The 24,897-nt window shown below is 74.0% G+C and carries 20 protein-coding genes; 5 read left to right on the forward strand and 15 right to left on the reverse strand.

Features of this window, described 5'->3' with window-relative positions; genetic code table 11:
- Positions 1-279: 279 nt before the first annotated feature.
- From LN652_RS06560 to LN652_RS06585, 6 genes are all read right to left on the reverse strand, one after another.
- Positions 280-1,689 carry a prenyltransferase/squalene oxidase repeat-containing protein gene (locus LN652_RS06560; protein ID WP_230443875.1) on the reverse strand — a complete coding sequence of 470 codons (1,410 nt, stop codon included), beginning with the start codon at positions 1,687-1,689 and terminating at the stop codon, positions 280-282.
- 118 nt (positions 1,690-1,807) lie between these two features.
- Complete coding sequence (gene gatB, locus LN652_RS06565) at positions 1,808-3,328, reverse strand: Asp-tRNA(Asn)/Glu-tRNA(Gln) amidotransferase subunit GatB (protein WP_230443876.1); 1,521 nt, start codon at positions 3,326-3,328, stop codon at positions 1,808-1,810.
- A complete protein-coding gene (gene gatA / locus LN652_RS06570; RefSeq protein ID WP_230443877.1) occupies positions 3,325-4,848 on the reverse strand; it encodes an Asp-tRNA(Asn)/Glu-tRNA(Gln) amidotransferase subunit GatA in 1,524 nt (507 codons plus the stop codon). Before gatA ends, gatB begins: the two co-directional genes overlap by 4 nt.
- Complete coding sequence (gene gatC / locus LN652_RS06575) at positions 4,848-5,147, reverse strand: Asp-tRNA(Asn)/Glu-tRNA(Gln) amidotransferase subunit GatC (protein ID WP_230443878.1); 300 nt, start codon at positions 5,145-5,147, stop codon at positions 4,848-4,850. Before gatC ends, gatA begins: the two co-directional genes overlap by 1 nt.
- A gap of 48 nt (positions 5,148-5,195) precedes the next feature.
- Entirely contained in the window at positions 5,196-6,449 is a 1,254-nt protein-coding gene (locus LN652_RS06580) for a calcium-binding protein (protein WP_230444809.1), read from the reverse strand.
- Between the two features lie 140 nt (positions 6,450-6,589).
- On the reverse strand, positions 6,590-7,315 hold the full coding sequence (locus LN652_RS06585; RefSeq protein WP_230443879.1) for a DUF305 domain-containing protein: 726 nt from the start codon (positions 7,313-7,315) through the stop codon (positions 6,590-6,592).
- Positions 7,316-7,380: 65 nt separating this feature from the next.
- Between LN652_RS06585 and LN652_RS06590 the strand changes: the two genes are divergently transcribed.
- A complete protein-coding gene (locus tag LN652_RS06590; protein ID WP_230443880.1) occupies positions 7,381-8,955 on the forward strand; it encodes an LVIVD repeat-containing protein in 1,575 nt (524 codons plus the stop codon).
- A 75-nt stretch (positions 8,956-9,030) separates the two neighbouring features.
- On the opposite strand, the gene ligA is transcribed toward LN652_RS06590, so the two are convergent.
- The gene (gene ligA, locus LN652_RS06595) at positions 9,031-11,205 is read right to left on the reverse strand and encodes an NAD-dependent DNA ligase LigA (protein WP_230443881.1); all 2,175 of its coding nucleotides are present in this window, start codon (positions 11,203-11,205) and stop codon (positions 9,031-9,033) included.
- Positions 11,206-11,375: 170 nt separating this feature from the next.
- On the opposite strand from ligA, the gene LN652_RS06600 reads away from it, so the two are divergent.
- The 3 genes from LN652_RS06600 (at position 11,376) to LN652_RS06610 (ending at position 14,377) form a co-directional block, all read left to right on the forward strand.
- On the forward strand, positions 11,376-12,044 hold the full coding sequence (locus tag LN652_RS06600) for a TetR/AcrR family transcriptional regulator (protein ID WP_230443882.1): 669 nt from the start codon (positions 11,376-11,378) through the stop codon (positions 12,042-12,044).
- Complete coding sequence (locus LN652_RS06605; protein WP_230443883.1) at positions 12,041-13,648, forward strand: MFS transporter; 1,608 nt, start codon at positions 12,041-12,043, stop codon at positions 13,646-13,648. The genes LN652_RS06600 and LN652_RS06605 overlap by 4 nt, the downstream gene beginning before the upstream one ends.
- 93 nt (positions 13,649-13,741) lie before the next feature.
- Positions 13,742-14,377: an alpha/beta hydrolase gene (locus LN652_RS06610; RefSeq protein ID WP_230443884.1), complete on the forward strand. Its 636-nt coding sequence runs from the start codon at positions 13,742-13,744 to the stop codon at positions 14,375-14,377.
- Here LN652_RS06610 and LN652_RS06615 read toward each other — a convergent pair.
- The 5 genes from LN652_RS06615 to LN652_RS06635 are packed head-to-tail and all read right to left on the reverse strand — an operon-like array spanning position 14,361 to position 20,151.
- Positions 14,361-15,917 carry a hypothetical protein gene (locus LN652_RS06615; RefSeq protein ID WP_230443885.1) on the reverse strand — a complete coding sequence of 519 codons (1,557 nt, stop codon included), beginning with the start codon at positions 15,915-15,917 and terminating at the stop codon, positions 14,361-14,363. The genes LN652_RS06610 and LN652_RS06615 overlap by 17 nt on opposite strands.
- On the reverse strand, positions 15,907-17,514 hold the full coding sequence (locus tag LN652_RS06620; protein WP_230443886.1) for a glycosyltransferase family 39 protein: 1,608 nt from the start codon (positions 17,512-17,514) through the stop codon (positions 15,907-15,909). The genes LN652_RS06615 and LN652_RS06620 overlap by 11 nt, the downstream gene beginning before the upstream one ends.
- Entirely contained in the window at positions 17,511-18,416 is a 906-nt protein-coding gene (locus LN652_RS06625) for a lysylphosphatidylglycerol synthase domain-containing protein (RefSeq protein ID WP_230443887.1), read from the reverse strand. The genes LN652_RS06620 and LN652_RS06625 overlap by 4 nt, the downstream gene beginning before the upstream one ends.
- Positions 18,413-19,141, reverse strand: a complete 729-nt coding sequence (locus LN652_RS06630) for a class I SAM-dependent methyltransferase (RefSeq protein ID WP_230443888.1) — start codon at positions 19,139-19,141, stop codon at positions 18,413-18,415. The genes LN652_RS06625 and LN652_RS06630 overlap by 4 nt, the downstream gene beginning before the upstream one ends.
- Complete coding sequence (locus LN652_RS06635; protein WP_230443889.1) at positions 19,138-20,151, reverse strand: glycosyltransferase family 2 protein; 1,014 nt, start codon at positions 20,149-20,151, stop codon at positions 19,138-19,140. Before LN652_RS06635 ends, LN652_RS06630 begins: the two co-directional genes overlap by 4 nt.
- A 124-nt stretch (positions 20,152-20,275) precedes the next feature.
- On the opposite strand from LN652_RS06635, the gene LN652_RS06640 reads away from it, so the two are divergent.
- On the forward strand, positions 20,276-21,664 hold the full coding sequence (locus LN652_RS06640) for a hypothetical protein (RefSeq protein ID WP_230443890.1): 1,389 nt from the start codon (positions 20,276-20,278) through the stop codon (positions 21,662-21,664).
- Here the strand turns inward: LN652_RS06640 and LN652_RS06645 are convergent.
- The 3 genes from LN652_RS06645 to LN652_RS06655 are packed head-to-tail and all read right to left on the reverse strand — an operon-like array spanning position 21,576 to position 24,855.
- Positions 21,576-22,565, reverse strand: coding sequence for a uroporphyrinogen decarboxylase/cobalamine-independent methonine synthase family protein (locus tag LN652_RS06645; protein WP_230443891.1), 990 nt, complete (start codon positions 22,563-22,565; stop codon positions 21,576-21,578). The two genes, LN652_RS06640 and LN652_RS06645, sit on opposite strands and share 89 nt — an antisense overlap.
- Complete coding sequence (gene mnmA / locus LN652_RS06650; protein WP_230443892.1) at positions 22,562-23,662, reverse strand: tRNA 2-thiouridine(34) synthase MnmA; 1,101 nt, start codon at positions 23,660-23,662, stop codon at positions 22,562-22,564. The genes LN652_RS06645 and mnmA overlap by 4 nt, the downstream gene beginning before the upstream one ends.
- A gap of 11 nt (positions 23,663-23,673) precedes the next feature.
- Positions 23,674-24,855, reverse strand: coding sequence for a cysteine desulfurase family protein (locus LN652_RS06655; RefSeq protein WP_230443893.1), 1,182 nt, complete (start codon positions 24,853-24,855; stop codon positions 23,674-23,676).
- Between the last annotated feature and the right edge of the window lie 42 nt (positions 24,856-24,897).

Raw genomic sequence — 24,897 nt, forward strand, 5'->3', positions numbered from 1 at the left:
AGACGGCCGTACGCCGGTCCAGCCCCGCTGCATTCCTCGACAGCGATGGTGGTCAAGACGCGTCGAGGCGGGTGTTCCGGCTCGCACGGGATCGCTCCCGTGCCCACGGTTGCGGGTCAGCGCCGGTTTCGGACCGGCTTTCCCCAGCTCGGGCGTGTGTGGTGCCGAACCCGGTCGGGCGCGGCTCGCGAAGCGTAACCCCCTCACCCGCCCGGACGCACCTCGGCCCGGCGTGCGGGACGCCGGGCCGAGGTGGTGGTGCTCAGGTGGTGCGGTGCGTCAGTTCGAGACGCGCAGCGAGGTGCGGGCCTCGTCGTCCGAGGTCTTCACCAGGCCGACCCGGCGCTGGTTGCCGGCGGGAAGCTGGAGCTTGCGGACGATCTTGTCGCCGGACTTCTTGCCCTTCACGCGCAGGAAGTCGCCCTTGACCTGCATGCAGGCGCTCTCGCTGGGCGCGAGACCGAACACGCGGAACTGCACGCGCTCGCCCGAGCGGGCCTGCTTGCGCACCGAGACGATGCGCAGCTTGTCCTTGCTCGCGGGGGCGAACTGCAGGCCGAGGATCGCCTGGGCGGTGGCGCGGCGCCACTCGTCGCGGGCCTCGGCCGGGATGCCGGACGTGGTGGACGCCTTGACCCGGTCCTTGCGGTAGGCGACGGCGCCGGTGTCCTTGGTCAGCGCGGTGCGGCACTTGTACTTGTCGACCGGCTGGTTCTTGCGCACCCACAGCGCGGCCTTCTGGGACGCCTCGCGGTTCTTCAGCAGGCCGAGGGCGTAGCCGCTGAGGGCCGTGGTGTTGGTGTTGATCTTGCTCACCGGCGCGGCGGCGCGGAACGCCCCGCTGTTGCGCTGGCGGTCGGCGAGCCAGGTGCCGGCCTTGGCCAGCGCGCCGACGACGGCGGCGCTCTTGTCGCCCGACTCGACGAGGTTGATCACGGCGAGCGCGGTGGCGTCCGGGTCGACCTCGCTGCCGGCCACGCCGTCGGTGCACGACTGGTTCGGCAGGTCGGCGTTGGCGAAGTCGGCGCGGAACGCACCCGACGCGCACTGCTGCTTGAGCAGGAAGTCGCGGGCGGTGGCCGCCTCGGTCGACTGCGCGAGGGTGAGGGCGCGCACGGCGTAGGACTGGCCGACGACGTTGGCGAAGTTGCCGGACGCCGACTTGTCGAAGATCCGGCCGGCGATGGCGGCCTTCTGCGGCTCCGCGGCCGGGTCCGCCGGGACGTCGGCCGTGCGCTCCTCGAGGCGGGCGATCAGGTTGATGCCGCCGTAGCTCGTCGGGTTCTTCTTGGCGACGCGGGCGAACGCCGCGGCCTTGCCCAGCGCCCCGGCGTAGGACTCCGCTGTCCCGTTGCCGACGTACTCGGCGATGCGGGGCTCGAGGGTGTTGTTGATCGCCGTGACGGTGCCGCCCTGGCTGGACACGGTGGACAGGGCCATGCCGGTGTCGATGGTGAGGCCGAAGTCGGGGTTGGTCCCGCTGATCAGCAGGCCGTTCTCGAGCTCGCCGGCCATCCACTCGGCGGCGATGGTCGACGGGGTGCTGTCGGTGCTGACCGCGGCCTTGGCCGAGCGGAGTGCGGGCGACGGGTCCGCCGAGGCGGGCGACGTGCCGAGCACGCCGGCCCCCAGGGCGGCGGTCGCGAGGACGGCGGTGGCCGTCCGGAGAGGTCGGTTGCGATGACGCATGCTTTCCTTCCCGCTCGCCGGGAGCAGGTGCCGGGTCCGGCGCCTGCGCTCCCCCACGTGGTGCGAGCGTTGGTTGGTGATGTGACCTGTGTGACTCGCTTGCACCCTAACAAGTTGTCTAGACAGCCAACTTTTCCAGGATCAGCTCGCGCACCCGGCCCGCGTCGGCCTGGCCGCGCATCTCCTTCATCACCGCGCCGATGAGCGCGCCGGCCGCCGCGACCTTCCCGTCGCGGATCTTGTCGGCCACGTCGGGGTTGGCGGCGATGGCGTTGTCGACGGCCGCGCCGAGGGCTCCGTCGTCCGAGACGACCGCGAGCCCGCGCTTCTCCACGACCTCGTCGGGGCTGCCCTCGCCGGCCAGCACGCCCTCGAAGACCTGCCGGGCGAGCTTGTCGTTGACGACCTTCTCCTCGACGAGCGCCTGGATCCGGGCGACCTGGGCGGGCGTGATCGGCAGGTCGACGAGGTCGACGCCGTCCTCGTTGCTGCGCCGCGCCAGCTCGCCGAGCCACCACTTCCGCGCGGCCTGCGGCGCCGCGCCCTCGGCGATGGTCTCCTCGACGAGCCCGAGCGCGCCGGCACCGACGGTGTCGCGCATCTCCATGTCGCTGAAGCCCCACTCGGCCTGCAGCCGGGCGCGGCGTGCGGTCGGGTTCTCCGGCAGCGTGCCGCGCAGCTCCTCCACCCACTCGCGGCTCGGCGCGACGGGGACGAGGTCCGGCTCGGGGAAGTAGCGGTAGTCCTCCGCGTCGGACTTCTCCCGGCCGCTCGTGGTGATGCCGGTGTCCTCGTGCCAGTGGCGGGTCTCCTGGAGGATCGAGCCGCCGCCGTCCAGGATCGCGGCGTGGCGCTGCATCTCGTAGCGCACGGCCCGCTCCACGGAGCGGAAGGAGTTGACGTTCTTGGTCTCGGTGCGGGTGCCGAGCACGCCGCTGCCCTTCGGCGAGAGCGACAGGTTCACGTCGGCACGCAGGTTGCCCTGGTCCATCCGCGCCTCGGAGACACCGAGCGCGACGATCAGCTCGCGCAGCTGCGCGACGTACGCCTTCGCGACCTCGGGTGCCTTCGCCCCGGCACCGACGATCGGCCGCGTGACGATCTCGATCAGCGGGATGCCGGCGCGGTTGTAGTCGACCAGCGAGTAGTCGGCACCGTGGATGCGACCGGTGGCGCCGCCGACGTGCAGCGACTTGCCGGTGTCCTCCTCCATGTGCGCGCGCTCGATCTCGACGCGGAAGGTCTCCCCCTCCACCTCGACGTCCATCCAGCCGTCGAAGCAGATCGGCTCGTCGTACTGCGAGGTCTGGAAGTTCTTCGGCATGTCCGGGTAGAAGTAGTTCTTCCGGGCGAACCGGCACCACTCCGCGATGTCGCAGTTGAGCGCGAGACCGATCCGGATGGCCGACTCGACGGCCTTGGCGTTGACCACGGGCATCGCGCCGGGCAGGCCGAGGCAGGTCGGGCACACGCCCGCGTTGGGCTCGCCGCCGAAGACGGCCGGGCAGCCGCAGAACATCTTCGAGGCCGTGTTGAGCTCGACGTGCACCTCGAGGCCCAGCGCGGGGTCGTAGGACGCGAGCACGTCGTCGAACGGCACCAGGGCCGCGTCGGTGTGGCTGGTGGCGGCGGAGGTCATCGGTCCGACTCCTTCGTGGGCAGGGCGGGCGCCTTCTCGATGAGGGGGGCTCCCCACGTCTTCTCGTGCAGGGCCTCCAGGGCGGCGCCGACGCGGTAGACGCGGTCGTCGGCGAGCGCCGGGGCGAGGACCTGGAGGCCGACCGGCAGGCCGTCCTCGGCGGCGAGGCCGTTGGGCACCGAGATGCCCGGGACGCCGGCCAGGTTGGCCGGGATGGTGGCGAGGTCGTTGAGGTACATCGCCATCGGGTCGTCGAGCTTCTCCCCCAGCCGGAAGGCCGTCGTGGGCGCGGTCGGCGAGACCAGCACGTCGACCTGGGCGAACGCGGCGTCGAAGTCGCGGCTGATGAGCGTGCGGATCTTCTGGGCCTGGCCGTAGTAGGCGTCGTAGTAGCCGGAGGACAGGGCGTAGGTGCCGAGGATGATCCGGCGCTTGACCTCGTCGCCGAAGCCGGCGTCGCGGGTCGCGCGCATGACGTCCTCGGCGCTCGGGCTGCCCTCGGGGGTGACCCGCAGGCCGAAGCGCATCGCGTCGAACTTCGCGAGGTTGCTCGACGCCTCCGCCGGGAGGATCAGGTAGTAGGCGGCCAGCGCGTGCACGAACGACGGGCAGGAGACCTCGACGACCTCGGCGCCCGCCTGGACCATGAGGTCGACGGACTCCTGGAAGCGGGACATCACGCCCGGCTGCCAACCCTTGCCCGCGAGCTCGGTGATGACGCCGATCTTCACGCCGGACAGGTCGCCGGTCGAGCCGGCGCGGGCCGCCTCGGTGAAGGAGGGCCACTCCTGCGCGATGGACGTCGAGTCGCGCGGGTCGTGCCCGCCGATCACGTCGTGCAGCATCGCCGAGTCGAGGACCGTGCGGGTCACCGGGCCGGCCTGGTCCAGGCTGTTGGCGAGCGCGACGAGGCCGTAGCGCGAGACGCCGCCGTAGGTCGGCTTCACGCCGACGGTGCCGGTCACCGCGCCGGGCTGGCGGATCGAGCCGCCCGTGTCGGTGCCGATGGCGAGCGGCGCCTCGAACGCGGCGACGGCCGCGGCCGAGCCGCCGCCGGAGCCGCCGGGGATCCGGTCGAGGTCCCACGGGTTGCGGGTGGGGCCGTAGGCCGAGTGCTCGGTGGAGGAGCCCATCGCGAACTCGTCCATGTTGGTCTTGCCGAGGATCGGCAGCCCGGCCTCGCGCAGGCGGGTCACCACCGTGGCGTCGTAGGGCGGGATCCAGCCCTCGAGGATCTTCGAGCCGCAGGTGGTGGGCAGGCCGCGGGTGGTGAGCACGTCCTTGACCGCGATCGGCACGCCGTCGAGCGCACCGCGGGCCTCGCCCCGGGCGCGGCGGGCGTCGGACTCGGCGGCGGCGGCCAGCGCGCCGTCGCGGTCGACGTGCAGGAAGGCGTGGACGTCCGTGTCGACCGCGGCGATGCGGTCGAGGTGGGCCTCGGTCAGCTCGACCGAGGTCACGTCGCCGGAGGCGAGCGCGTCCGCGAGGTCGGCGGCGGTGCGTCGGGTCAGGTCGCTCATCACGCCTCCTCGCCCAGGATCCGCGGGACGGAGAAGCGCTGCTCCTCCACCGCCGGGGCGCCGGACAGCGCCTCCTCGGCGGTCAGGCCGGGCACCACCACGTCCTCGCGGAACACGTTGGTCAGCGGCAGCGCGTGCGAGGTCGGCGGCACGTCGTCCCCGGCCACGCCGTTGATGGAGGCGACGGACTCGAGGATCACGCTCAGCTGCGGGGCGAGGTGGTCGAGCTCGGCGTCGGAGAGGTCGATGCGGGCGAGGGTGGCCAGGTGCGCCACCTCGTCGCGGGAGATCTCGGGCATGGGGTTGATCCTAGTGTCGGCGCGCCCGCCCCCCGGACCGGGTGCGGATCAGCAGCTCGAGCGCTTCTCCGCGTTCTTGCACGTGTCGTTGCCGCCGCGGCCCCGGACGATGTCGAAGCCCTTGCCGCCGTCGAGCCGGTCGGGCTCGTCGGAGCCGGTGAGGACGTCGGCGCCGCCGCGGCCGTAGATCTCGGCGCGGTAGTCGGGGTTCGCCGTGACGACCTCGGAGTCGTTGCTGCCCTTGAAGACCGACGTCGCCCGGGCCGGCAGCAGCACGTCGCTGAAGCCGGTGATCCTGCCCTCGAGGGTGTAGGGCTGGAGGTCGCGGATCTTCGTCCGGCCCAGCTGGTCGATGCGCACCGACGGCTTCAGCGCGGGGTTGGAGCTCGGGAGCAGCCGCAGCCGGTCCTGGCCGCCGTGTCCCTTGGCGACGAACCCGGAGTCGATCGGCAGCGGGAAGGTGATCGTGTCGGCGCCACTGCCGCCGCGGAAGGACTGGTGCAGCTCCGAGCTGGAGGTGAGCACGTCGCTCCCGCTGCCGCCCACCAGCAGGTCGGAGCCGAGGCTGCCGGTGATCCGGTCGTCGCCGGCGTCGCCGTAGACGCGGTCGTTGCCGGGCGCGCCCGCGGAGTCGCTGGCGACCTGGTCGTCGCCCCCGCGACCGAAGATCGTGTCGTCGCCGCCGCGGGCGAGGAGGACGTCGGCCTTGTTGGTGCCCTTGATCGTGTCGGCCAGCGCCGATCCGACCACCCGGATGCCGCCCAGCACGCCGGAGACGGTGTCGCTGCCGTCGGCGGCGATCGCCACGGTCTGCCCCGAGCTGAAGTCGACGACGACCGGCGCGGGGGCGTCGGCGTAGGACACGCCGTCGAGCATCGTCGCGGTGCCGGCCGTCGCGGGGCGCGGGTCGTAGCCGAGCTCGATGGTGTCGTTGCCGGCGCCGCCGGTGAGGGTGTCGCCCTTCTTCACCACCCGGCCGAACCGGTCCAGGCGCACCAGGTCGGCGCCGCCGTCGAGGCGGTCGTTGCCGTCGCCGCCGAAGATCCGGTCGGCGCCGTCCCCTCCGCAGATGACGTCGTTGCCGGCGAGCCCCCGGATGGTGTCGTTGCCGCCGCGCGCGACGACGACGTCGCGCCGCGGGGTGCCGGTGATCGTGTTGGCCCGGTCGTTGCCGACGATGGTGGCCCGCAGGCCGCCGCACGTCGGACGGGCCGCCTCGGCGGGCGCGACGAGCCCGGTGAGCGGGGCGAGCACCACCGCGACGGCGGTGACGGAGAGCAACCTGCGTGCGCTGGGGGACATCGGACGACCTTTCGGTGGTGAGTGCCCGAGACGGCACCTCGTCAGTGGGACCACGCGGGCGGCCGGTTGGTTGTCGCGAGGTTCCGCCCCTCCCCTACCCGATGCGGCCCGGGCCAGACGTGGACCCGTCCAGACGACGGCTAGCGCGAGCCGGCCAGCAGGTCCTGCATCCGCTGGATCTCCACCCGCTGGGTCACGTCGATGTCGGCGGCCATCTCGGCCACCCGCAGGTCCTCGCCGTCGACCGCGACCGTCTGGGCCATGTCGAGCGCGCCCTGGTGGTGCTGGACCATGCCGCGCAGGAAGAGCCGGTCGAAGCGCGCCCCGCTCGCCTGGGCGAGGTCGTCCATCTGGGCCGGCGTCAGCATCCCCATCATCGGGTCGTGGCCGTGCGCGGAGTGGTCGAACTCCATCGGGTCGTCGTCGGGGGCCGGGACGTCGAGGTCGTGCTCCTCGAGCCACGACGACATCATCACGATCTCCGGGCCCTGGGCCGCCCGGATGCGCGACGCGAGCACCCGCACCGGGCGGCTGGACGCGCGGTCGGCGGCGAGGTCGGCCATCTCCAGCGCCTGCGCGTGGTGCGGGACCATCATCTGCACGAACGCCACGTCGGAGTGGTTGAAGCTGCCCTCGGGCAGCTCCACGGGTCCGCCCGTGGTCGCCGCCTCGCCCGGCGAGCCGGGCTGGAGCACGGTGACCGACGGCGACGGCGAGCCGGACGCGTCGGCGGCCGGAGGTCCGGCACCGTCGTCACCGCCGCTGCACGAGGTGAGGGCGAGGCAGGCCAGCAGCAGGCCGCACGCGCGCAGGGCGCCGGCCGGGCCGACACCACGATGGACACTGTCCCGAGAGTTCACAGTCATGGTGTGATGACCGTACGGCAGTGACCTGCCACCTCGCACCGCCCTGTTCTCGGAAGGACACGTGCATGTCTCGGAAACCCCTGCGCCGGCGCACCCGCGCCCGCACCCTGGTCGCGCTCGCCGCGGCCCTCACCACCTCGGTCGGCCTGTCGGCCGTCCTCGTCCCCGCCTCCGCCCACGACACGGGCGGGCACGCCCACGGGTCGGGCGCGAAGGACACCACCTCGGAGCGCCGGGCCGCGGAGTGCCCGCCGGAGCTCCAGGCCCAGCTCGACGCGCTCGAGGACCGCTTCGGCACCGGCTGCGACGTCGCCGGCGGCGGGTTCGCCGCGCTCGACGACAGCGACACCGTGCTGCCCCCGGGCGGCGTGGCCAGCAGCGGCAACATCGGCCTGGTCGCGAACATCCCCAAGCAGGGAGCGTTCAACACCGAGTCGGCCCTCAACAGCGACCTGGCGTTCAAGGGCGACTACGCCTTCGCCGGCAACTACGAGGGCTTCATGGTCTACGACATCAGCCAGCCCACGCAGCCGAAGGTCGTCACGCAGGTCGTGTGCCCCGGCTCGCAGAACGACGTGTCGGTCTGGAAGGACCTGCTGGTCCTGAGCGTCGACTCCAGCCGCAGCGACGACTCGTGCAGCAGCACCGCGCAGTCCGCGACGGTCAAGGAGTCGTGGGAGGGCGTGCGGGTCTTCGACATCAGCAACCCCGCGTCCCCGCAGTACGTCGCCGCGGTGGAGACGCCGTGCGGGTCGCACACCCACACCCTCGCCCCGAGCCGGGACCAGAAGAACCTCTACGTCTACGTCTCGTCGTACTCGCCGCGCGCGGAGTACCCGGACTGCCAGCCCCCGCACGACCGGATCAGCATCGTGAAGGTGCCGCGCAGCTCGCCGGACGCCGCGTTCCTCAAGTCCTCCCCGGTCCTCTTCCCCGACGGCGGCGAGCCGGGCGGTGGCTACTCCTCGACCACCAGTGGCTGCCACGACATCACCGCCTACCCCTCGCGCGACGTCGCGGCGGGCGCCTGCATGGGCGACGGCATCCTGATGGACATCTCGGACCGCGAGAACCCGGTCGTGACCGAGCGGGTGCGCGACAACGAGAACTTCGCGTTCTGGCACTCCGCCACCTTCAACAACGACGGCCGCAAGGTGGTCTTCACCGACGAGCTCGGCGGAGGCGGCGCGCCGACCTGCAACCCGACCGTGGGTGACACCAAGGGCGCCGACGGCATCTACGACATCGTCGGCGGCAAGCTCGTCCACCGCAGCTACTACAAGATCAGCCGCACCCAGGCCAACACCGAGAACTGCGTCGCCCACAACGGCTCGCTCATCCCGGTGAAGGGCAAGGACATCATGGTCCAGGCGTGGTACCAGGGCGGCATCTCGGTGTTCGACTTCACCGACTCGGCCAACCCGCGCGAGATCGCGTGGTTCGACCGGGGCGCCGTCGCCGCCGACCGGCTCCTCGTCGGCGGCTCGTGGTCGGCGTACTACTACAACGGCTACATCTACTCCAACGACATCCAGAAGGGCCTCGACGTCATCGACCTCACCGACAAGGTGACGAAGAAGGCGAAGAAGGTCCGCCTGGGTGAGCTCAACCCGCAGTCCCAGCCGTCCTGGAACGGCTGACCACGCACCACCCGGCAGCGGGGCCGGAGCCGGTCGGCTCCGGCCCCGCTGTGGTCGTGAGCGTGGTCCCGGGCGTCAGGACAGCGCGTCGGGGCCGCCCTCGAGGAGGCGGACGAACTGCGCCTCGTCGAGGACCGGAACCCCGAGCTGCTCGGCCTTGTCGGCCTTGGACCCGGCGTTGTCCCCGACCACGACGTAGTCGGTCTTCTTCGACACCGAGCCCGACGCCTTGCCGCCGCGCACGATGATCGCCTCCTTGACCGAGTCCCGGGTGAAGCCGTCGAGCGACCCGGTCGCGACGATCGTGAGGCCCTCGAGGGTGCGCGGCACCGACTCGTCGCGCTCGTCGGCCATCGCGACGCCCGCGGCCTCCCACTTGCGGACGATCTCGCCGTGCCAGGCGGCGTTGTCGCCGATCTCCTCGGTCTCGGCGTCGCCCTCGCTGGAGCCGTGGAACCACTCGCGCACCGAGGCCGCGATCGTCGGGCCGACGCCCTCGGTGGCCGCGAGCGTCTCCTCGTCGGCCTCCCGCACCGCCTGCATCGAGCCGAGCTCGGTCGCGAGGGCGCGCGCCGCGGTCGGACCGACGTGGCGGATCGACAGCGCGACCAGGACCCGCCACAGCGGCACCTTCGTCTTGCGCTCGTGGAGGTTGGCCAGGAGCCGGGCACCGTTGGCGCTGAGCTGCGGACCGCTCTCGTCCTTCTTCGGCGCCCGGGTGAACAGCGGCACCCGCAGCAGGGCCGCCTCGTCGAGGTCGAACAGGTCGCCCTCGTTGGCGATCACACCGGCCTCGAGGAGCGCGACGGCCGCCTCGTAGCCGAGGCCCTCGATGTCGAACGCGCCGCGGCCCGCGACGTGGAAGACCCGCTCGCGCACCTGGGCGGGGCACCGCTCGTGGTTGGGGCACCGCAGGTCCTTGTCGCCCTCCTTCTGCTGGGCGAGAGCCGTGCCGCAGGCCGGGCACTCGGTCGGCATCACCCACTCCGCGAGGCCCTCAGGGCGCAGCGCGAGGACCGGCCCGAGGATCTCCGGGATCACGTCGCCGGCCTTGCGGAGGATGACCGTGTCGCCCGGGCGGACGTCCTTGCGGCGGACCTCGTGGGCGTTGTGGAGGGTGGCGTTCTCGACGGTGGACCCGGCGACCTTGGTGGGCTCCATGACGCCGTAGGGGGTGACCCGGCCGGTGCGGCCGACGTTGACCTCGATCGACCTCAGGAGGGTGTTGACCTCCTCGGGCGGGTACTTGTAGGCGATCGCCCAGCGGGGCGCCCGGCTGGTGGAGCCGAGCCGGCGCTGGAGCGAGACGTCGTCGACCTTCACGACGAGGCCGTCGATCTCGTGGCCGACGATGGTGTGGCGGTGCGCGCCGACGTGCTCGATGCGCGCCTCGACCTCGGCGAGGGTGTCGACCACGCGGACCTCCTCGGAGGTCGGGAGCCCCCAGGCCCGCAGGGCGTCGTAGGCCGCGCTCTGCGCCGGCGGGTCGAACCCCTCGCGCGCCCCGATGCCGTGGCAGACCATCCCGAGGTCGCGGGTGGCGGTGACGCGCGGGTCCTTCTGGCGCAGGGAGCCCGCCGCGGCGTTGCGGGGGTTGGCGAACATCGGCTTGCCGGCGTCGGCCATCGAGGCGTTGAGCCGCTCGAAGGCGTCGGTGGTGAGGAAGACCTCGCCGCGCACCTCGACCAGCGCGGGCACCGGGTGCTCGTCGGTGCCGGTGAGCCGGTGCGGGACCGACGCGATGGTCTTGACGTTGGGGGTGACGTCCTCGCCGGTGCGGCCGTCGCCGCGGGTCAGCGCGCGGACCAGGCGGCCGTCCTCGTAGAGCAGGTTGATCGCGAGGCCGTCGACCTTGAGCTCGCACAGCAGCGCCGGCGCCTCGATGCCCTCGCGCAGGATCCGGGCGTGCCAGGCGCCGAGCTCCTCGAAGGAGAAGGCGTTGTCGAGCGACTCCATCCGCTGGAGGTGGTCGACGGCGGTGAACTCGGTGGAGACGGCGCCGCCGACCTTCTGGGTCGGCGAGTCGGGGGTGCGGAGCTCGGGGAACTCCTCCTCCAGCGCCTCGATCTCGCGCAGCCGGACGTCGAAGTCGGCGTCCGACAGGGTCGGGTCGTCGAGCACGTAGTAGCGCCAGCGGGCGTCCTCCACCTGCTCGCTGAGCGCGCGGTGGCGCTCGCGCGCCTCGGGCGGCGCGGGTGCGACGTCTGCGGAGGAGGTCGTGGAGGAGGGCGGCCCGTCGGTCGTGCTCATGGGGCACAGTCTGCCGGTTGCCGCCGACACCCGTGGCCGACGCTCCGCGGCCGCGCCGGGGCGGGTGGTCTGGACCGGTCCGGAAAAGATGCGGCAGGTCGGGAATGGACCTGCGATGCTCGCGGTTGGTCGAAACGAAACCGTTTCGTTTCATCGATCCGAGAGGCACCATGACCCCGACCGAGGCCGGCACCCGCCCCCGCGTGGTGGGCGAGCGCGAGATGGAGATCTTCGAGGCGACCCTCGAGGTGCTCGCCGACGTGGGCTACGACCTGCTCACGATGGACGCGGTCGCGACCCGCGCCAAGGCGTCGAAGGCGACGCTCTACCGGCGCTGGCGCGGCAAGCCCGAGCTCGTGGTGGCCGCGATCATGGCGCACAAGGGCGAGGCCACCGTCCCCGACACCGGCACCCTGCGCGGCGACCTGGTGGAGGCGTACTGCGGTGCGGGCGGCATCGACGACCCGCTCGCCCAGTCGGTGCTCGCCGCGGTCGTCACCGCCATGGGCCGCGACCCCGAGTTCGCCGAGGTCTACCGACGCGAGTTCATCGGCCCCAAGGTCGCCGCGTCGCGCGCGATCTACGAGCGTGCCCGCGCCCGCGGCGAGGTGCACCCCGACGTCGACCTCGACGTCCTCGCGCCGTCCCTCGCCGGGATCGTCCTGCACCGCGCCTTCCTGCTCGGCGAGCAGGTCACCCCCCACCTGGTCGGGCGCGTGCTCGACGAGGTGATCCTCCCCGCCGCCCTCCACGGCCCGTCCACGGGCGCGCTCCCCCGCGCCCACTGTCAGACCCCTCTGCTCGACTCGACCCACACCTCCGAGAAGGACCTCCCATGACCGACGTCTCCCGCAACGCGCAGCCACCCGAGGCGGTGGCCACTCCCCCTCGCGAGCTCAACCTCACCTGGGCGCTCGTCCTCATCTCCATCGCCCAGCTGATGGTGGTGCTCGACGCCACCATCGCCAACATCGCGCTGCCCTACATCCAGAAGGACCTGGCCATCAGCCAGGCCAACCTCCAGTGGGTCGTCACCGGCTACGCCCTCGCGTTCGGCAGCCTGCTGCTGCTCGGTGGCCGCCTGGGCGACCTCTACGGCCGCCGCAAGGTGTTCATGGCCGGCCTCGGCATCTTCGCCGTCGCCTCGCTGCTCGGCGGCATGGCGACCACCGAGCCGCTGCTCCTCGCCGCCCGGGGCCTCCAGGGCCTCGGCGCCGCGCTCGCCTCGCCCGCGGCGCTGGCCCTGATCACCACCACCTTCCCCGCGGGTCCCGCCCGCAACCGCGCGTTCGCGGTCTACGCCGCGATGTCCGGGGCCGGCGCCGCCGTCGGCCTCATCCTCGGCGGCTGGCTCACCGGCACCTCCCCCGAGGTGCTCGGCGTCGTCGTCGACGGCTGGCGCCTGACGTTCCTCATCAACGTGCCGATCGGCCTGGCCGCCGCGGCCCTCGCCCCCCGCTTCCTCAACGAGTCGGAGTCACACCCCGGACAGCTGGACCTGCCCGGAGCCGTCACCGGCACGCTGGGTCTGCTCGGTGTGGTCTACGGCCTCTCGCGCGCCGGCACCGAGGGCTGGGGCGACGGGCTCACCATCGCGAGCCTGGTCGTCGGCGTCGTCGTCCTGGTCGTGTTCGGCCTGGTCGAGAGCCGGGTCGAGCACCCGCTCCTGCCGTTCCGGATCTTCACCAGCCGGACCCGCGCGTCGAGCTTCGTCGCGATGTTCCTCGCCCCGGCGGCGATGTTCGCGATGTTCTACTTCCTCAGCCAGTACATCCAGAACGTGATGGGCTACAGCCCGCTCAAGGCGGGCGTGGCGTTCCTCCCCTTCACCGTCGGCATCGTCGTGGGCGCCGGGCTGGCGTCGAACCTGGTCAACCGCATCGACCCGCGCTTCATCTCCGGCGTCGGCACCCTGTTCGCCGCGGGCGCGCTGTTCGGGTTCTCCACGCTGCCCTACGACACGACGTTCCCTGCCCGGGAGGTGACGGGCTCCTACGTCACCGACATCCTGCCCTTCATCGTCATGATGTCCTTCGGCATGGGCCTGACGTTCGTCCCGGTCACCCTGACCGCCGTCCACCACCTGCGCTCCGAGGAGTCGGGCATCGGCTCGGGCGTGCTCAACACCGCCCAGCAGGTCGGCGGCGCGCTCGGCCTCGCGGTGCTGGCCACCGTGGCGACGCAGACGTTCACCGACCGGGGCAAGGAGTTCGCCGAGGCGGGCGCCGCCGCGGCCCAGGCCGGCGGACCGCAGCCGCCCCCGGAGCAGGTGCAGCAGCTCCAGCTCATCGCCCAGCACCAGATCTTCACCGAGGGCTCGACGCAGGCGTTCCTCGTCGGCGCGTTCCTCATGCTGGCCGCGTCGATCGTGATCTGGGTCTTCCTCGACGTCCCGCACGAGGAGCTCGCGACCGACGGCCCGGAGGGCGTCGTCGCCCACTGACCCGCTCACCAGCCGCGAGGGAGGATCACCGGTACGCCGGGGTCCTCCCTCGCCGCATCCCATCCACCACGACCCCGGCTCCGAAGGACCGACGTGCCCGACCTCCACGTGACGACCTACGACGGCCCCGAGCGCCCGAGCGCGATGGTGCTCGTCCTGCACGGCGGCAAGCCCCGCTCGCGCCAGCCCGTCGACGGCCGCAGCGCGTCCTGGCGCCGGGCTGCGTGGCTCGCGCGGTCGGTGGCGCCCCGGGCGGCCGACGCCGGCGCGGGCGTCTGGCTGGTCCGCTATGACGAGCGCGGCTGGAACGGTGGGGACGGCCGGGTGGCGGACGCCCGCCGGGCGCTCGACGAGCTCCGCGCCGCGCACGGCGACGTACCGGTGGTGCTCCTCGGTCACTCCATGGGCGCCCGGGTCGCGGTCCACGTCGCCGACGACCCGTCGGTGGTGGGCGTCGTCGGGCTCGCCCCCTGGTGGTCGGCCGACGACCCGGTGTCGACGCTCGCCGGTCGGACGCTGCGCGCCGCCCACGGCCGCCGCGACCGGATCACCTCATTCAAGGAGACGACGCGCTACGTCGAGCGCGCGCGCCGCGTCGCCGACAGCGCTGACCTGCGCGACATGGGCGCGCTCGGCCACTACATGCTCAGCGGGTCGCAGCGCTGGCACGACGTCGCCGTCGGGCTGACCCTCGAGGTGCTCGCGCCGGTGGTCAACCCCGTCGAGTGACGAGCTCCCGGTCGGCGACCGGACCCGGCCGGTCGACCGGCTCGAGCCGGGCCGCCTCGTGGGCGAGGTCGTCGAGGCGGTGCACCGACCGCGCGCGACGCACGAGCACGCCGACGACCGCGACCCCCAGCGCGGCGGCCATCGTCGCGAGCAGGTCCGGCACCGGGCCGTTGACGGGCGAGAACTCCTGGTGGCCGAAGACGTGGCGGTACTCCAGCCAGACGAGGGTCCGGGCGAGCCAGGCGAGCAGCACGACGGCCCACGCCGTCGCGGTCCACCAGTCCCGGCGGTCGGCCGCCGGCGTGCCCCGGGGGGCGGACCGCCACCAGTGCCCGGCCCCGGCCATCCCGATCGCCGTCACGGTGGCGAGCAGCGGCATCGCCTGCATGAGGTAGCGGTCGTGGAACCCGCCGCCGGCGCGCATGAAGCCGACCAGGCTGACCACGGTGAGCAGCGTGTGCAGGGACAGCAGGATCCACACCGCGTCGAAGCGGACGCCGTGGCGCCGGGCCGAGCCGATCACGGCGACCGGGACCAGCACCAGCGCCGCGACCAGCACCAGCGAGGTGGCCAGCACGGGCTGGTCGAGCGTCCGGACCGCACCGAGGCGGTCGAGCGCGACCGGGGTCCGGTCGAACTTGTCGAGCAGCGCGTCCTGCCCCGTGAAGTCCCCGTAGAGCCGGTAGTTGCGGACGTAGAACCAGCCCCAGGCGGCGGCCGGCAGGCCACCCACCGGCGCGGCGACCGCCAGGGCCCGCCGCCACGCAGCCCCGGACCAGCCCGACCGGCGGACCAGCACCACGAGCAGCACCACGGAGCACAGGGCCACCAGGAGCACCCCCTGCGCGCGGGTGCCGGCGGCCACGGTCCCCGCCAGCGCGGCGACGACGACCCGGTGGGACGTCGCCCCGTCCCGCAGGACACGCACCGTCATCAGCAGCAGGAGCGCCGCGGAGGCGGCGGCCCAGCCGTCGTTCTGGGCGTAGGACGAGCGCAGCACCAGGGTCGGCGCGGCGGCGACGACCGCGGCCAGCGCCGCGACGGCCGGCCGGCCGGGCACGAGCTGCCGCGCGAGGAGGCCGACGAGGTAGAGCCAGACCGCGAAGCCGGCCGTGTTCGCGACCCGCATCGTGATGACCATGCCGCTCTGGTTGACGTCGGACAGGGCCCACCAGACCGGCACCATCGCGAGGTGGAACAGCGGCGGGTGGTTGGCCGTCCAGATGTCGCCGTGCTCCTCGTCGCGACCGGCGAACTCCTCGGCCGTCAGCGGGAACCGGGCGGGGTCGTCGACGATGTCGGTCTCGATGGTCGGCAGCCGACCCTCCGCGAGCGCGGCGACGTAGCCGACGTGGGCGGGCTCGTCGTTGGCCCAGCTCGGCACCGTGGACACCAGCGCGACCTGCACGCCGACGAGGAGGAGCAGGCCGGCCATGAGCAGCGGCACCGCGTCCGGGCGGTCGGCGACCCACCGTGCGCTGCGACGGATGGTGGTGATCACGGTCTCCCTCTCGTGGACGTGGCCGGGCTCAGCAGTCATGGAGGCGGTGCACCTCCATCACCGGACCCGGTCGGTGGTGCGCGGGCGGGTAGTAGTTGAAGCTGAAGTCGAAGGAGAACGGCGGGCGGTCGCCGTCGGCGTACGGCGACGACGTCACGACCGTGTCCCCCTCCGCCTCGAGGTCGCGGTAGTAGGCGAGCGCACCCGGCAGCCCCGCGGCGAGGCCGCGCTCGCGCTGCTGGCCCGACACGACCACCCAGCACCAGCCCTCGGACCGGTAGGTGTCGAGCAGGCCGGGCTCCAGCCGGGCCTCGTAGGCCTGGTGGGGCCGCGGGACCGGGCGGACCTCCAGCCGGGCGTCGCGCAGGGTGGCGAGCCACGACCGGGGCAGGGCGGGCTCGACGACGAGCCGGCTGTCCGGCGGCACCTGCGCGAGGAGGGCGTCGAGCGCGACCTGGCGGGTGTCGGTGCGGGTGAGCAGCACGTCGCTGCGGGCGACGTCGACGAGCGGCTGGGCGAGGACGAGCAGGCCCACGACACCCGTCGCGACGGGGGCCGGGACCCGGCGGGCCACCACCGCGGCGAGCTCGCGGGCCGCGACGGCCGCGAGCAGGACGAGCGCCGGGTAGGCCGGCAGCAGCCACCGGCCGAACCACCGGCCCTGGACCGCCATGCTGACGTAGAGCACCACCGGGAAGCACACGAGCAGCACGGCGGTGCCCCGGTCGCGGCGCAGGAGCAGCACGAAGCCGGCCGCGGCCAGGACGACCGGCACCAGGCCGAGGCCCCACAGCAGCGACACCGGGTAGTCCAGCCACGCCGAACCGTCCTGGCCGAGCTTGGCCGACGAGGCCTGACCGGTCTGGCCGCGGAACTCGCTCCAGAACCGCGACGCGGCGAGGGCGATGTAGGGATTGAGCACGAGCACCCCGGCCAGGCAGGCGACGGCCGCGCCGCCGAGGCGGGCGAGCGCCGGGCCGACCGGCTGCCGGCCCGCGACCACCCGCAGCGCCACGGCGAGGGCCACCACGAGCGCCATGGGCGCGGCGAGGTACTTGGTCCCGGCCGCGAGCCCGACGAGCGCCCCGGCGGCGAGGGCGTCGCGCCACCGGCCCCGTCGGTGGAGGCTGACGCAGGCGCCGGTCGCGAGGACCACCGGCAGCAGCGTCGCCGCATCGTTGAGCGCCTGGTGGCCGTAGAAGACCGGGAGGTAGGCGACGGCGAGGAGGGCCGCGGCCCACAGGCCGGCGGCGGGGTCGAGGACGCGGCGCCCGACCGCGTGGACGGCGACGACGGTGAGCGCGCCGAGCACCGCGGAGACGACCCGGGCGACGAGGAACACCGCCCCGGGGTCGTCCGCGAGGAGGGCCGGCAGGTCCTGCCCGGGGAACGCGGCACGCAGCACCACGGCGACGACGTAGGTGAAGCCGCTCGGGTTCTCGAAGTACCCCGGGTCCAGGTCGCCCTCGGCGGCGCGGGCCGCCGGGGGGACGAAGTGCAGCTCCTCGTCGGGGTTGTAGGCGAACGGCAGCCCGTGCCGGATCCCGACCAGCCGGACGCCGAGCGCCACCGCGACCACGACGGCCAGCACGACCAGGTGCCTCACGCCGACCCGGGAGGGACGGTGGTCGTTCATGCGCGTGCCCCGGCCCCTGCGGCGGGGCGGACCCGGCCGATCCGGGCACACCCGATGGCCCCCGCCGCGACCAGGAAGTCCGCGAGGGCCTGCGCGACCCGCGACAGGAGCGCGACCGCGGCGGCACCCGGCACCCCGACCACCGGCGAGAGCAGCGCGACCAGGACCGCCTCGCGGGCGCCGACGCCCGCCGGCGCGAGGACGACGAGCACCCCGACGGCGTGGGCCAGCGCGAAGGCGGCCACCGCGCCGGCGAGGCCGGGCGAGCCGCCGCCACCCGGCACGAGGAGCAGCAGCGACGCGCCGTGGAGCGCCCACACCGCGGCCATCAGCCCGAGGGCGCGCACCAGCTCGGGCCCGCCGAGGACCGCGTCACGCCTCGTCCGGCCAGCCGGTCGGCGACCCGTCAGCAGCGGCGGGGCGCGGTGCCAGCGAGGACCTGGGTAGTCCAGGCCAGGAGCGCCGAGGTCGATCGCGCCCAGCAGCACCAGCAACCCGCCCGCCAGCAGGCCGGTCGCGGTGTGGACGAGCAGGAAGACCAGCGAGGCGGTGGCGCTGGATCGGGCGGGCACGCCGTGGCGTCGGCCCAGCCGGGCCTGCACGGCGATGCTCCACACCGACCCGGGGACGTACTTGCCGAGCTGGCCCACGAAGAAGACGGACGCGGCGTCGCGCACGCCGACGTCCGACCCGAGCCAGCGCAGCAGCAGCCGCCACAGCAGGCCGGTGAGCACCAGCCCGGCGGTAGCGCAGGCCACGGCGCCGGCCAGCCGGAGCGGGCCGGTCGTCGACGCGGCGGCACCGATCTCGCCCCACCGGCCGCGGAAGCCCCACCAGGCGAAGGCCAGGGTGAGCAGGACGAAAACGAGACGGGCGGCGCCCAGCGCCCGGCGCCGGGTCACGCCACCTCGGGGCGCACCCGCGACGCGTGCAGCAGGGCGGTGCGGGTCGGGTACGGCAGGGCCGGCGTGAGCCCGCGCGTCATGGTGACCGCGATCCGGTCGCCCGTGGCGACGACGGCGGCGTCGATGGCCTCCCGGTAGCGCTGGCGGTCGACGTTGTCGAAGACGATCACGCCGCCGGGCGCGAGCCGCTCGACGGCCCGTGCCAGGCAGGCCTCGCGCGCCCGGCCGTCGATGACGACGACGTCGAACTCCCCGGGCACCGCGTCGATGGCGGCGACGTAGTCGGCGAAGTCCATGCCGTCGTGACCGGGCTTCGCCGACGGCACGACCGGCGCCGCGGCCCGCGGCGCCTCGACGACCCGGAGCGTGACGTTGTCGGGCAGGCGCGGCGCGATGACGTCCGCCCAGCCGGCGTGGTGCTCCACCGAGTGGACGGACGCGGCGCGGGCGGCGAGCCACAGGGTGGAGGCGCCGGAGCCCCACTCGAAGACCCGGGCGCCGGGGTGCTCGCCCAGCCAGGCGTCGACCCGGTCGGCGGAGTCGAAGGTCCACCACGGCACGTCGAGGCGGTGCAGGCCGTCGACGTCGTGGATCGCGAGGAGCGACAGCGCCCAGGTCGCCGCCCGCGAGCGCGGGTGGCGGCGCTGCAGCCGGTCGAGGACGCCGAGGGCGCGCAGCGGGGCCGCGACCAGCCGGACGGCCCGGACGTAGAGCCCCTTCACCGGACGCTCCCGCGCTGCGGGGTCCGGGGCCCGGGCGGCGCCTCGAGGACCGGCACCGGCGGCACCCGGAGGATGTCGTAGCGGGCCCGCTTGGTGTGCTCGAGGTTGGCCTCGATGAGCGCCCGGTTGGTGCGGATCAGGTCGGAGACGATGCCCAGCATCACGCAGAGCGAGGACACCACGACCAGCGCGGCGCCCACCAGCAGCGACTGCACGTGCCCGCCTCCGTTGCCGGTCGCGGCGAGGACGGCGTAGCGCAGGAACGGCACCAGCCCGAGCAGGCCGAAGAGCAGCGCCATCACGCCGAAGATCACGTACGGGCGGTACATCACGTAGGCCCGCACGATCGCCGCCGCCGAGCGGAAGACGTGCTGGCGGGTCGAGGAGAACAGCCGCGACTCGCGGGTCTTCGCGTTGGTCACGACCGGGATGCTGGTGATCGCGAGGTTCTTGTTGCCGGCCTGGATGATCGTCTCCATGCAGTAGGAGAAGCGGGTCACCGTGTTGAGCCGCATCAGCGACTCGCGCGAGTACGCCCGGAACCCGCTCGCCGCGTCCGGCAGCTCGGTGCGCGCCGCCACGTTGACCACCTGCGAGCCCCAGCGCTGGAGCGCCTTCTTCGCCGGCGAGAAGTGCGCGATCGAGCGGACCTGGCGGTCGGCGACCACGATGTCCGCCTCGCCCCGGAGGATCGGCTGGACCAGGTCCGCGATCCGCTCCTGCGGGTACTGGTTGTCGCCGTCGGTGTTGACCACGATGTCCGCGCCGATGGCGAGGGCGTGGTTGACGCCGTCGGTGAACGAGCGGGCCAGCCCCTGGTTGCGATGGTGGCGCACGATCTCGCGCACCCCGTGGGACCGCGCGACCGCCACGGTCCGGTCCGAGCTGCCGTCGTCGACGACGACGACGACGATCTCGTCGATCCCGGGGATCCGGTCCGGGATCGAGGACAGCACGAGGGGGAGGGTCTCCTCCTCGTTGAGGCACGGCACCTGCACCACGAGCTTCACGCCGGCGACGCTAGGGTCGCGCCGGGGCGCAGGACGGTCGGGCAGGTGTCCGGCGGGCGAACGCTGGGAGAGCGCTCGGCCACGGACCTCGCCCCGCGCGGGTGGCGCGACGACAATGGCGCGCATGTCCCGGTGGCTGGTCCCGCTCGCCGTGCTCGGCGTGCTGGCCGCCCTCTACGGCGCGACCAGCAACCCGGATCCGAGCCCCGACGCCCGCACCGCCGCCTTCGCCGCGCGCCACGTCGCGCTCACCGGCGACCCGGTGCCGGACATCGCGTCGTTCCCCTACCTCGACGACAACATCATCCGGGGGACGTGGATCGTCGAGACCGCCGACGGGCGCGAGGCCGTCGGACGGGCGCCGGGCGTGATCGCCGCCGTCGTGCCGGCCTACGCCCTGGCCCGGCCCGGCACGGTCGACCCGCTGCCGGGCGGGCTGACGGCCGCGCTGCTCACCGCCGTGGCCATGGTCCTGCTCCTCCTCGTGCTGCGCCGCCACCTCGGCACCCGCACCGCCCTCGCGGCGACCGCGGTCGTCGCGCTCGGCACGCCCGTGTGGTCGGTCGCGGCCGACGCCGTCTGGCCGCACACGCTCACCACCCTGGGCATCCTCGGCACCGCGTGGGCCGCCGACCGCCGCCGGTGGTGGCTGGTGGGGGTGTTCGGCGGCGTGATGCTGTGGGGCCGGCTGCACGCGGCGGTGATCTGCGCCGTCGTCGGCCTCGGCCTGGCCCGCACGCGCCGGCAGCCGGGGATCGCGCTGCGCGTGGGCGCGGCGGCGGCGGCCGCACTCGCGCTGTCGTCGGCCTGGACCCGGTGGATGTACGGCTCGTGGGACCCGTCGTCGGGCTACCGCGCCGGCGACTTCACCGGCGGCGTCCTCGACCACGCGCTCGACCCGCTCAACTGGCTCGGCTTCGTGGTGTCCGCCGACCGGGGCCTGCTGTGGTGGGCCCCGCTCCTCGTGGTGCTCGGCCCGACCGCCTGGCGGGTCCGGCACGCGCTCCCCGACTGGAGCCGCTGGCTCGCCGCCGGCGGCGCGACCTACGCGGTGACCCAGGCCGTGCTCAACCGGTTCAGCGGCGGCGACCACTTCTACGGCTACCGGACCAGCCTCGAGCTGGTCGTCAGCCTGGCCCCGGCCCTCGCGCTGGCCACGCCCCACCTCTCCGCGCGAGCCCGCCGGTGGGTGCTGCCCGCGGTCGTCGTGCAGGTCACGGTGATCGCGACCGGGGCGATCACCGACGACCTCTACTCCCCCGTGCGCGACGTGTGGTGGCGCCACGCGTTCGTCGACGCCGTCGTGCACCGGCCGGGCCACGTGCTGCCCCTGGCCGTGGTCGTCGCGGTCACCACCCTGCTCGCGGCGCGGGTGCTGCGCGACGCCCGGGTCGCCGTGTGGCTCGACCGCGCGGACCGCCCGGTCACAGGTTCCGCGCCACCACCGTCGCGAGCCGCAGCGCCTGTGACGCCCACGCCGACCCCGCGCCCGCCAGCCCGCAGGTCGGGGTGACCACGAGGCGGTCGCCCACCTCCTCGGGGTCGAGGCCGAGCATGTCGAGCCAGCGCTGCACCCGCTCCACGACGCGCGCGTCGGAGACCGGGGAGCCGGGGTCGGTCGAGGGCACGACGCCGAGCGCCGCCGTGCGTCCCTGCTCCAGCACCTCGGCGAAGGTGTCGAGGTCGGCGGGACCGAGCATCGCGAGGTCCGCCGAGAGACCGGTGACGCCCGTGCCGGCCACCAGCGACCAGGGGGTCTGCGGGGCGCAGGAGTGCACCCACGCCTCGGCCCCCGCACCGGTGATCGCGGCGACCACCCACTCCAGGTGGGCCGAGGCCTCGGGGAGGTCGACACTGCGGTGGCGGCCGAAGCCGCTCGCGGTCGGCACCTGGCCGGCGAGGACGGCCGCCAGCGCCGGCTCGTCGACCTGGACGACGAGCCGGTCGACGCCGCGCAGGCGACGCCGCAGGTCCGCGACGTGGTCGCGCACCCCCTCCGCGAGCGCCTGGGCGAGCTCCCGGCGGGCGCCGTGGTCGCTCAGCACCTTGTCGCCCCGGGGCTTCTCGACCGTCGCGGCCAGCGTCCACGGTCCGGTGACCTGGGTCTTGAAGGCACCGGTCCACCCCTGGGCGACCTCCTCGACGGTGTCGAGGTCCTGCGCGAGGAGCGACCGGGCCCGCCGGTGGTCGACGCCGCTGGTGTCGGTGAGCCGCCAGCCGGCGGGCTGCAGGTCAGCCCCGATGCCGTCGACGAGGCCCAGCGTCCGCCCGGTCATCGCGGCGGTCACCCCTCGTCCCGGCAGCTCGGGGACGTGCGGCAGGTCGGGCAGCTCGCCCAGCACGAGGCGTACGGCCTCGGCGTGCTCGGCGTCGGTCGTGCCGGGCATCGACCCGACGCCGGTGGCCGCGGTCACGGGGCGACCACCGGGCGGGTCGACGCGATCGTCGCGGAGCCGACCACGCGGGTGCCGTCGTAGATCACCGCGGCCTGGCCGGGCGCGATGCCCTCGGCGGGGTCGAGCAGGTCGATCGACACCCGGTCGCCGTCGACCACGACCACCGCGCGGTGCTCGGCGCCGTGGGCGCGCAGCTGGACCGTGCCGTCGACCCGCTCGGGGACGGTGCCGCACCAGCGCGGCCGGATGCCGGAGACGTGGTCGACCGCGAGGCGCTCGCGCGGGCCGACCGTCACGGTGCCGCTGACCGGCTCGATGTCGAGGACGAACCGCGGCTTGCCGTCCGGCGCGGGGACGCCGAGGCGCAGCCCGCGACGCTGGCCGATGGTGAAGCCGTAGGTCCCGGTGTGGCTGCCGACCGTCTCCCCCGTCGTCACGTCGACGATCTCGCCGCCGTGGTTGGGGGCGCGGTCGCCGAGCTTCTCGCGCAGCCAGCCCGCGTTGTCGCCGTCGGCGACGAAGCAGATGTCGTGGGAGTCGGGCTTGTCGGCGACCAGCAGGCCGCGCGCCTCGGCCTCACGGCGCACGGACGGCTTGTCGGTGTCGCCCAGCGGGAAGAGCGAGTGGCGCAGCTGCGACTGGTCGAGGACGCCGAGCACGTAGGACTGGTCCTTGCCGTGGTCCACCGCGCGGTGCATCTCGATCAGCCCGTCGGCCCCGGTCCGCAGCTGCGCGTAGTGCCCGGTCGCCACGGCGTCGAAACCCAGCGCGAGCGCGCGGTCGAGCACCGCGGCGAACTTGATCTTCTCGTTGCACCGCAGGCACGGGTTCGGCGTGCGGCCGGCGGCGTACTCGTCCATGAAGTCCTCGACCACGTCGGAGTGGAAGCGGTCGGAGAGGTCCCAGACGTAGAACGGGATGCCGATGACGTCCGCGGCGCGGCGGGCGTCGTTGCTGTCCTCGATGGTGCAGCAGCCGCGGGCGCCGGTGCGGTACGACGCGGGGTTGCGGCTGAGCGCGAGGTGCACGCCGGTCACGTCGTGCCCGGCCTCGACCGCGCGTGCGGCGGCCACGGCCGAGTCCACCCCGCCCGACATGGCGGCGACCACCCTCACCGGTCGCCCCCTCAGCGGGCCCGCGCGGAGCGGGCGCGCTCCACGACGGGACCGATGGCCTCGACGAGGGCGTCGACGTCGGCGGGGGTGGTGGTGTGGCCGAGCGAGAAGCGCAGCGAGTGCCGCGCCTGGTCCGGGTCGCAGCCCATCGCCAGCAGCACGTGGGACGGCTGCGGCACCCCGGCCGAGCACGCCGACCCGGTCGAGCACTCGATGCCGCGGGCGTCGAGCAGCATCAGCAGCGAGTCGCCCTCGCAGCCGGGGAAGCCGATGTGGGCGTTGCCGGGCAGCCGCCGGGGTCCGACGGGGGCACCGTGCAGGTGCGCGTCGGGCACGGCCGCCAGCACCCGGCGCACGAGGTCGTCGCGCAGGGCCGCGACGCGCGCCGCGTGGTCGTGCTGGCCCTTGACCGACGCCTCGACGGCGGCCGCGAGGCCCGCGATGGCCGGGACGTCGAGGGTGCCGCTGCGGATGTCGCGCTCCTGGCCGCCGCCGTGCACCAGCGCGCTGACCGGCAGGTCGCGGCGCACCACGAGCGCGCCGACGCCGTACGGGCCGCCCACCTTGTGGCCGGTGAAGGTCAGCGCGTCGACGCCGGAGGCGGCGAAGTCGACCGGCACCTGGCCGAGCGCCTGCACAGCGTCGGTGTGCACCGGGATCCGGTGCTCGGCGGCGAGCGCGACGACCTCCTCGAGCGGCTGGAGCGAGCCCACCTCGTTGTTGGCCCACATCACCGACACCAGCGCGACGGAGGCGGGGTCGCGCTCGATCGAGGCCCGCAGCGCGTCGACCTCGAGCACGCCCTCGCCCGACACGGGCAGCAGCTCGACCTCGGCGTGGTCGTTGTCTGCCAGCCAGTGCAGCGGGTCGAGCACGGCGTGGTGCTCGACGGCGGTGGACAGGATGCGGGTGCGACGGGGGTCCTCGGCGCGACGCGCCCAGAAGATCCCCTTCAGCGCGAGGTTGTCGGACTCGGTGCCGCCCGAGGTGAAGACGATGTCGCCGGGGCGGGCTCCGACGACTCCTGCGATCGCCTCGCGCGACTCCTCCACGACCCGTCGGGCGCCGCGGCCCGAGGCGTGCAGCGAGCTGGCGTTGCCGACCCCGGAGAGGTGGCGCGTCATGGCCTCGACCGCGACCGGCAGCATCGGCGTGGTCGCGGCGTGGTCGAGGTAGACGATGCGCTCGCTCATGACCTGCCAAGCCTACGCGGGTGACCTCGGCGATCCCGCCCC

This window comes from Nocardioides okcheonensis, from assembly GCF_020991065.1.
Lineage (GTDB): Bacteria > Actinomycetota > Actinomycetes > Propionibacteriales > Nocardioidaceae > Nocardioides > Nocardioides okcheonensis.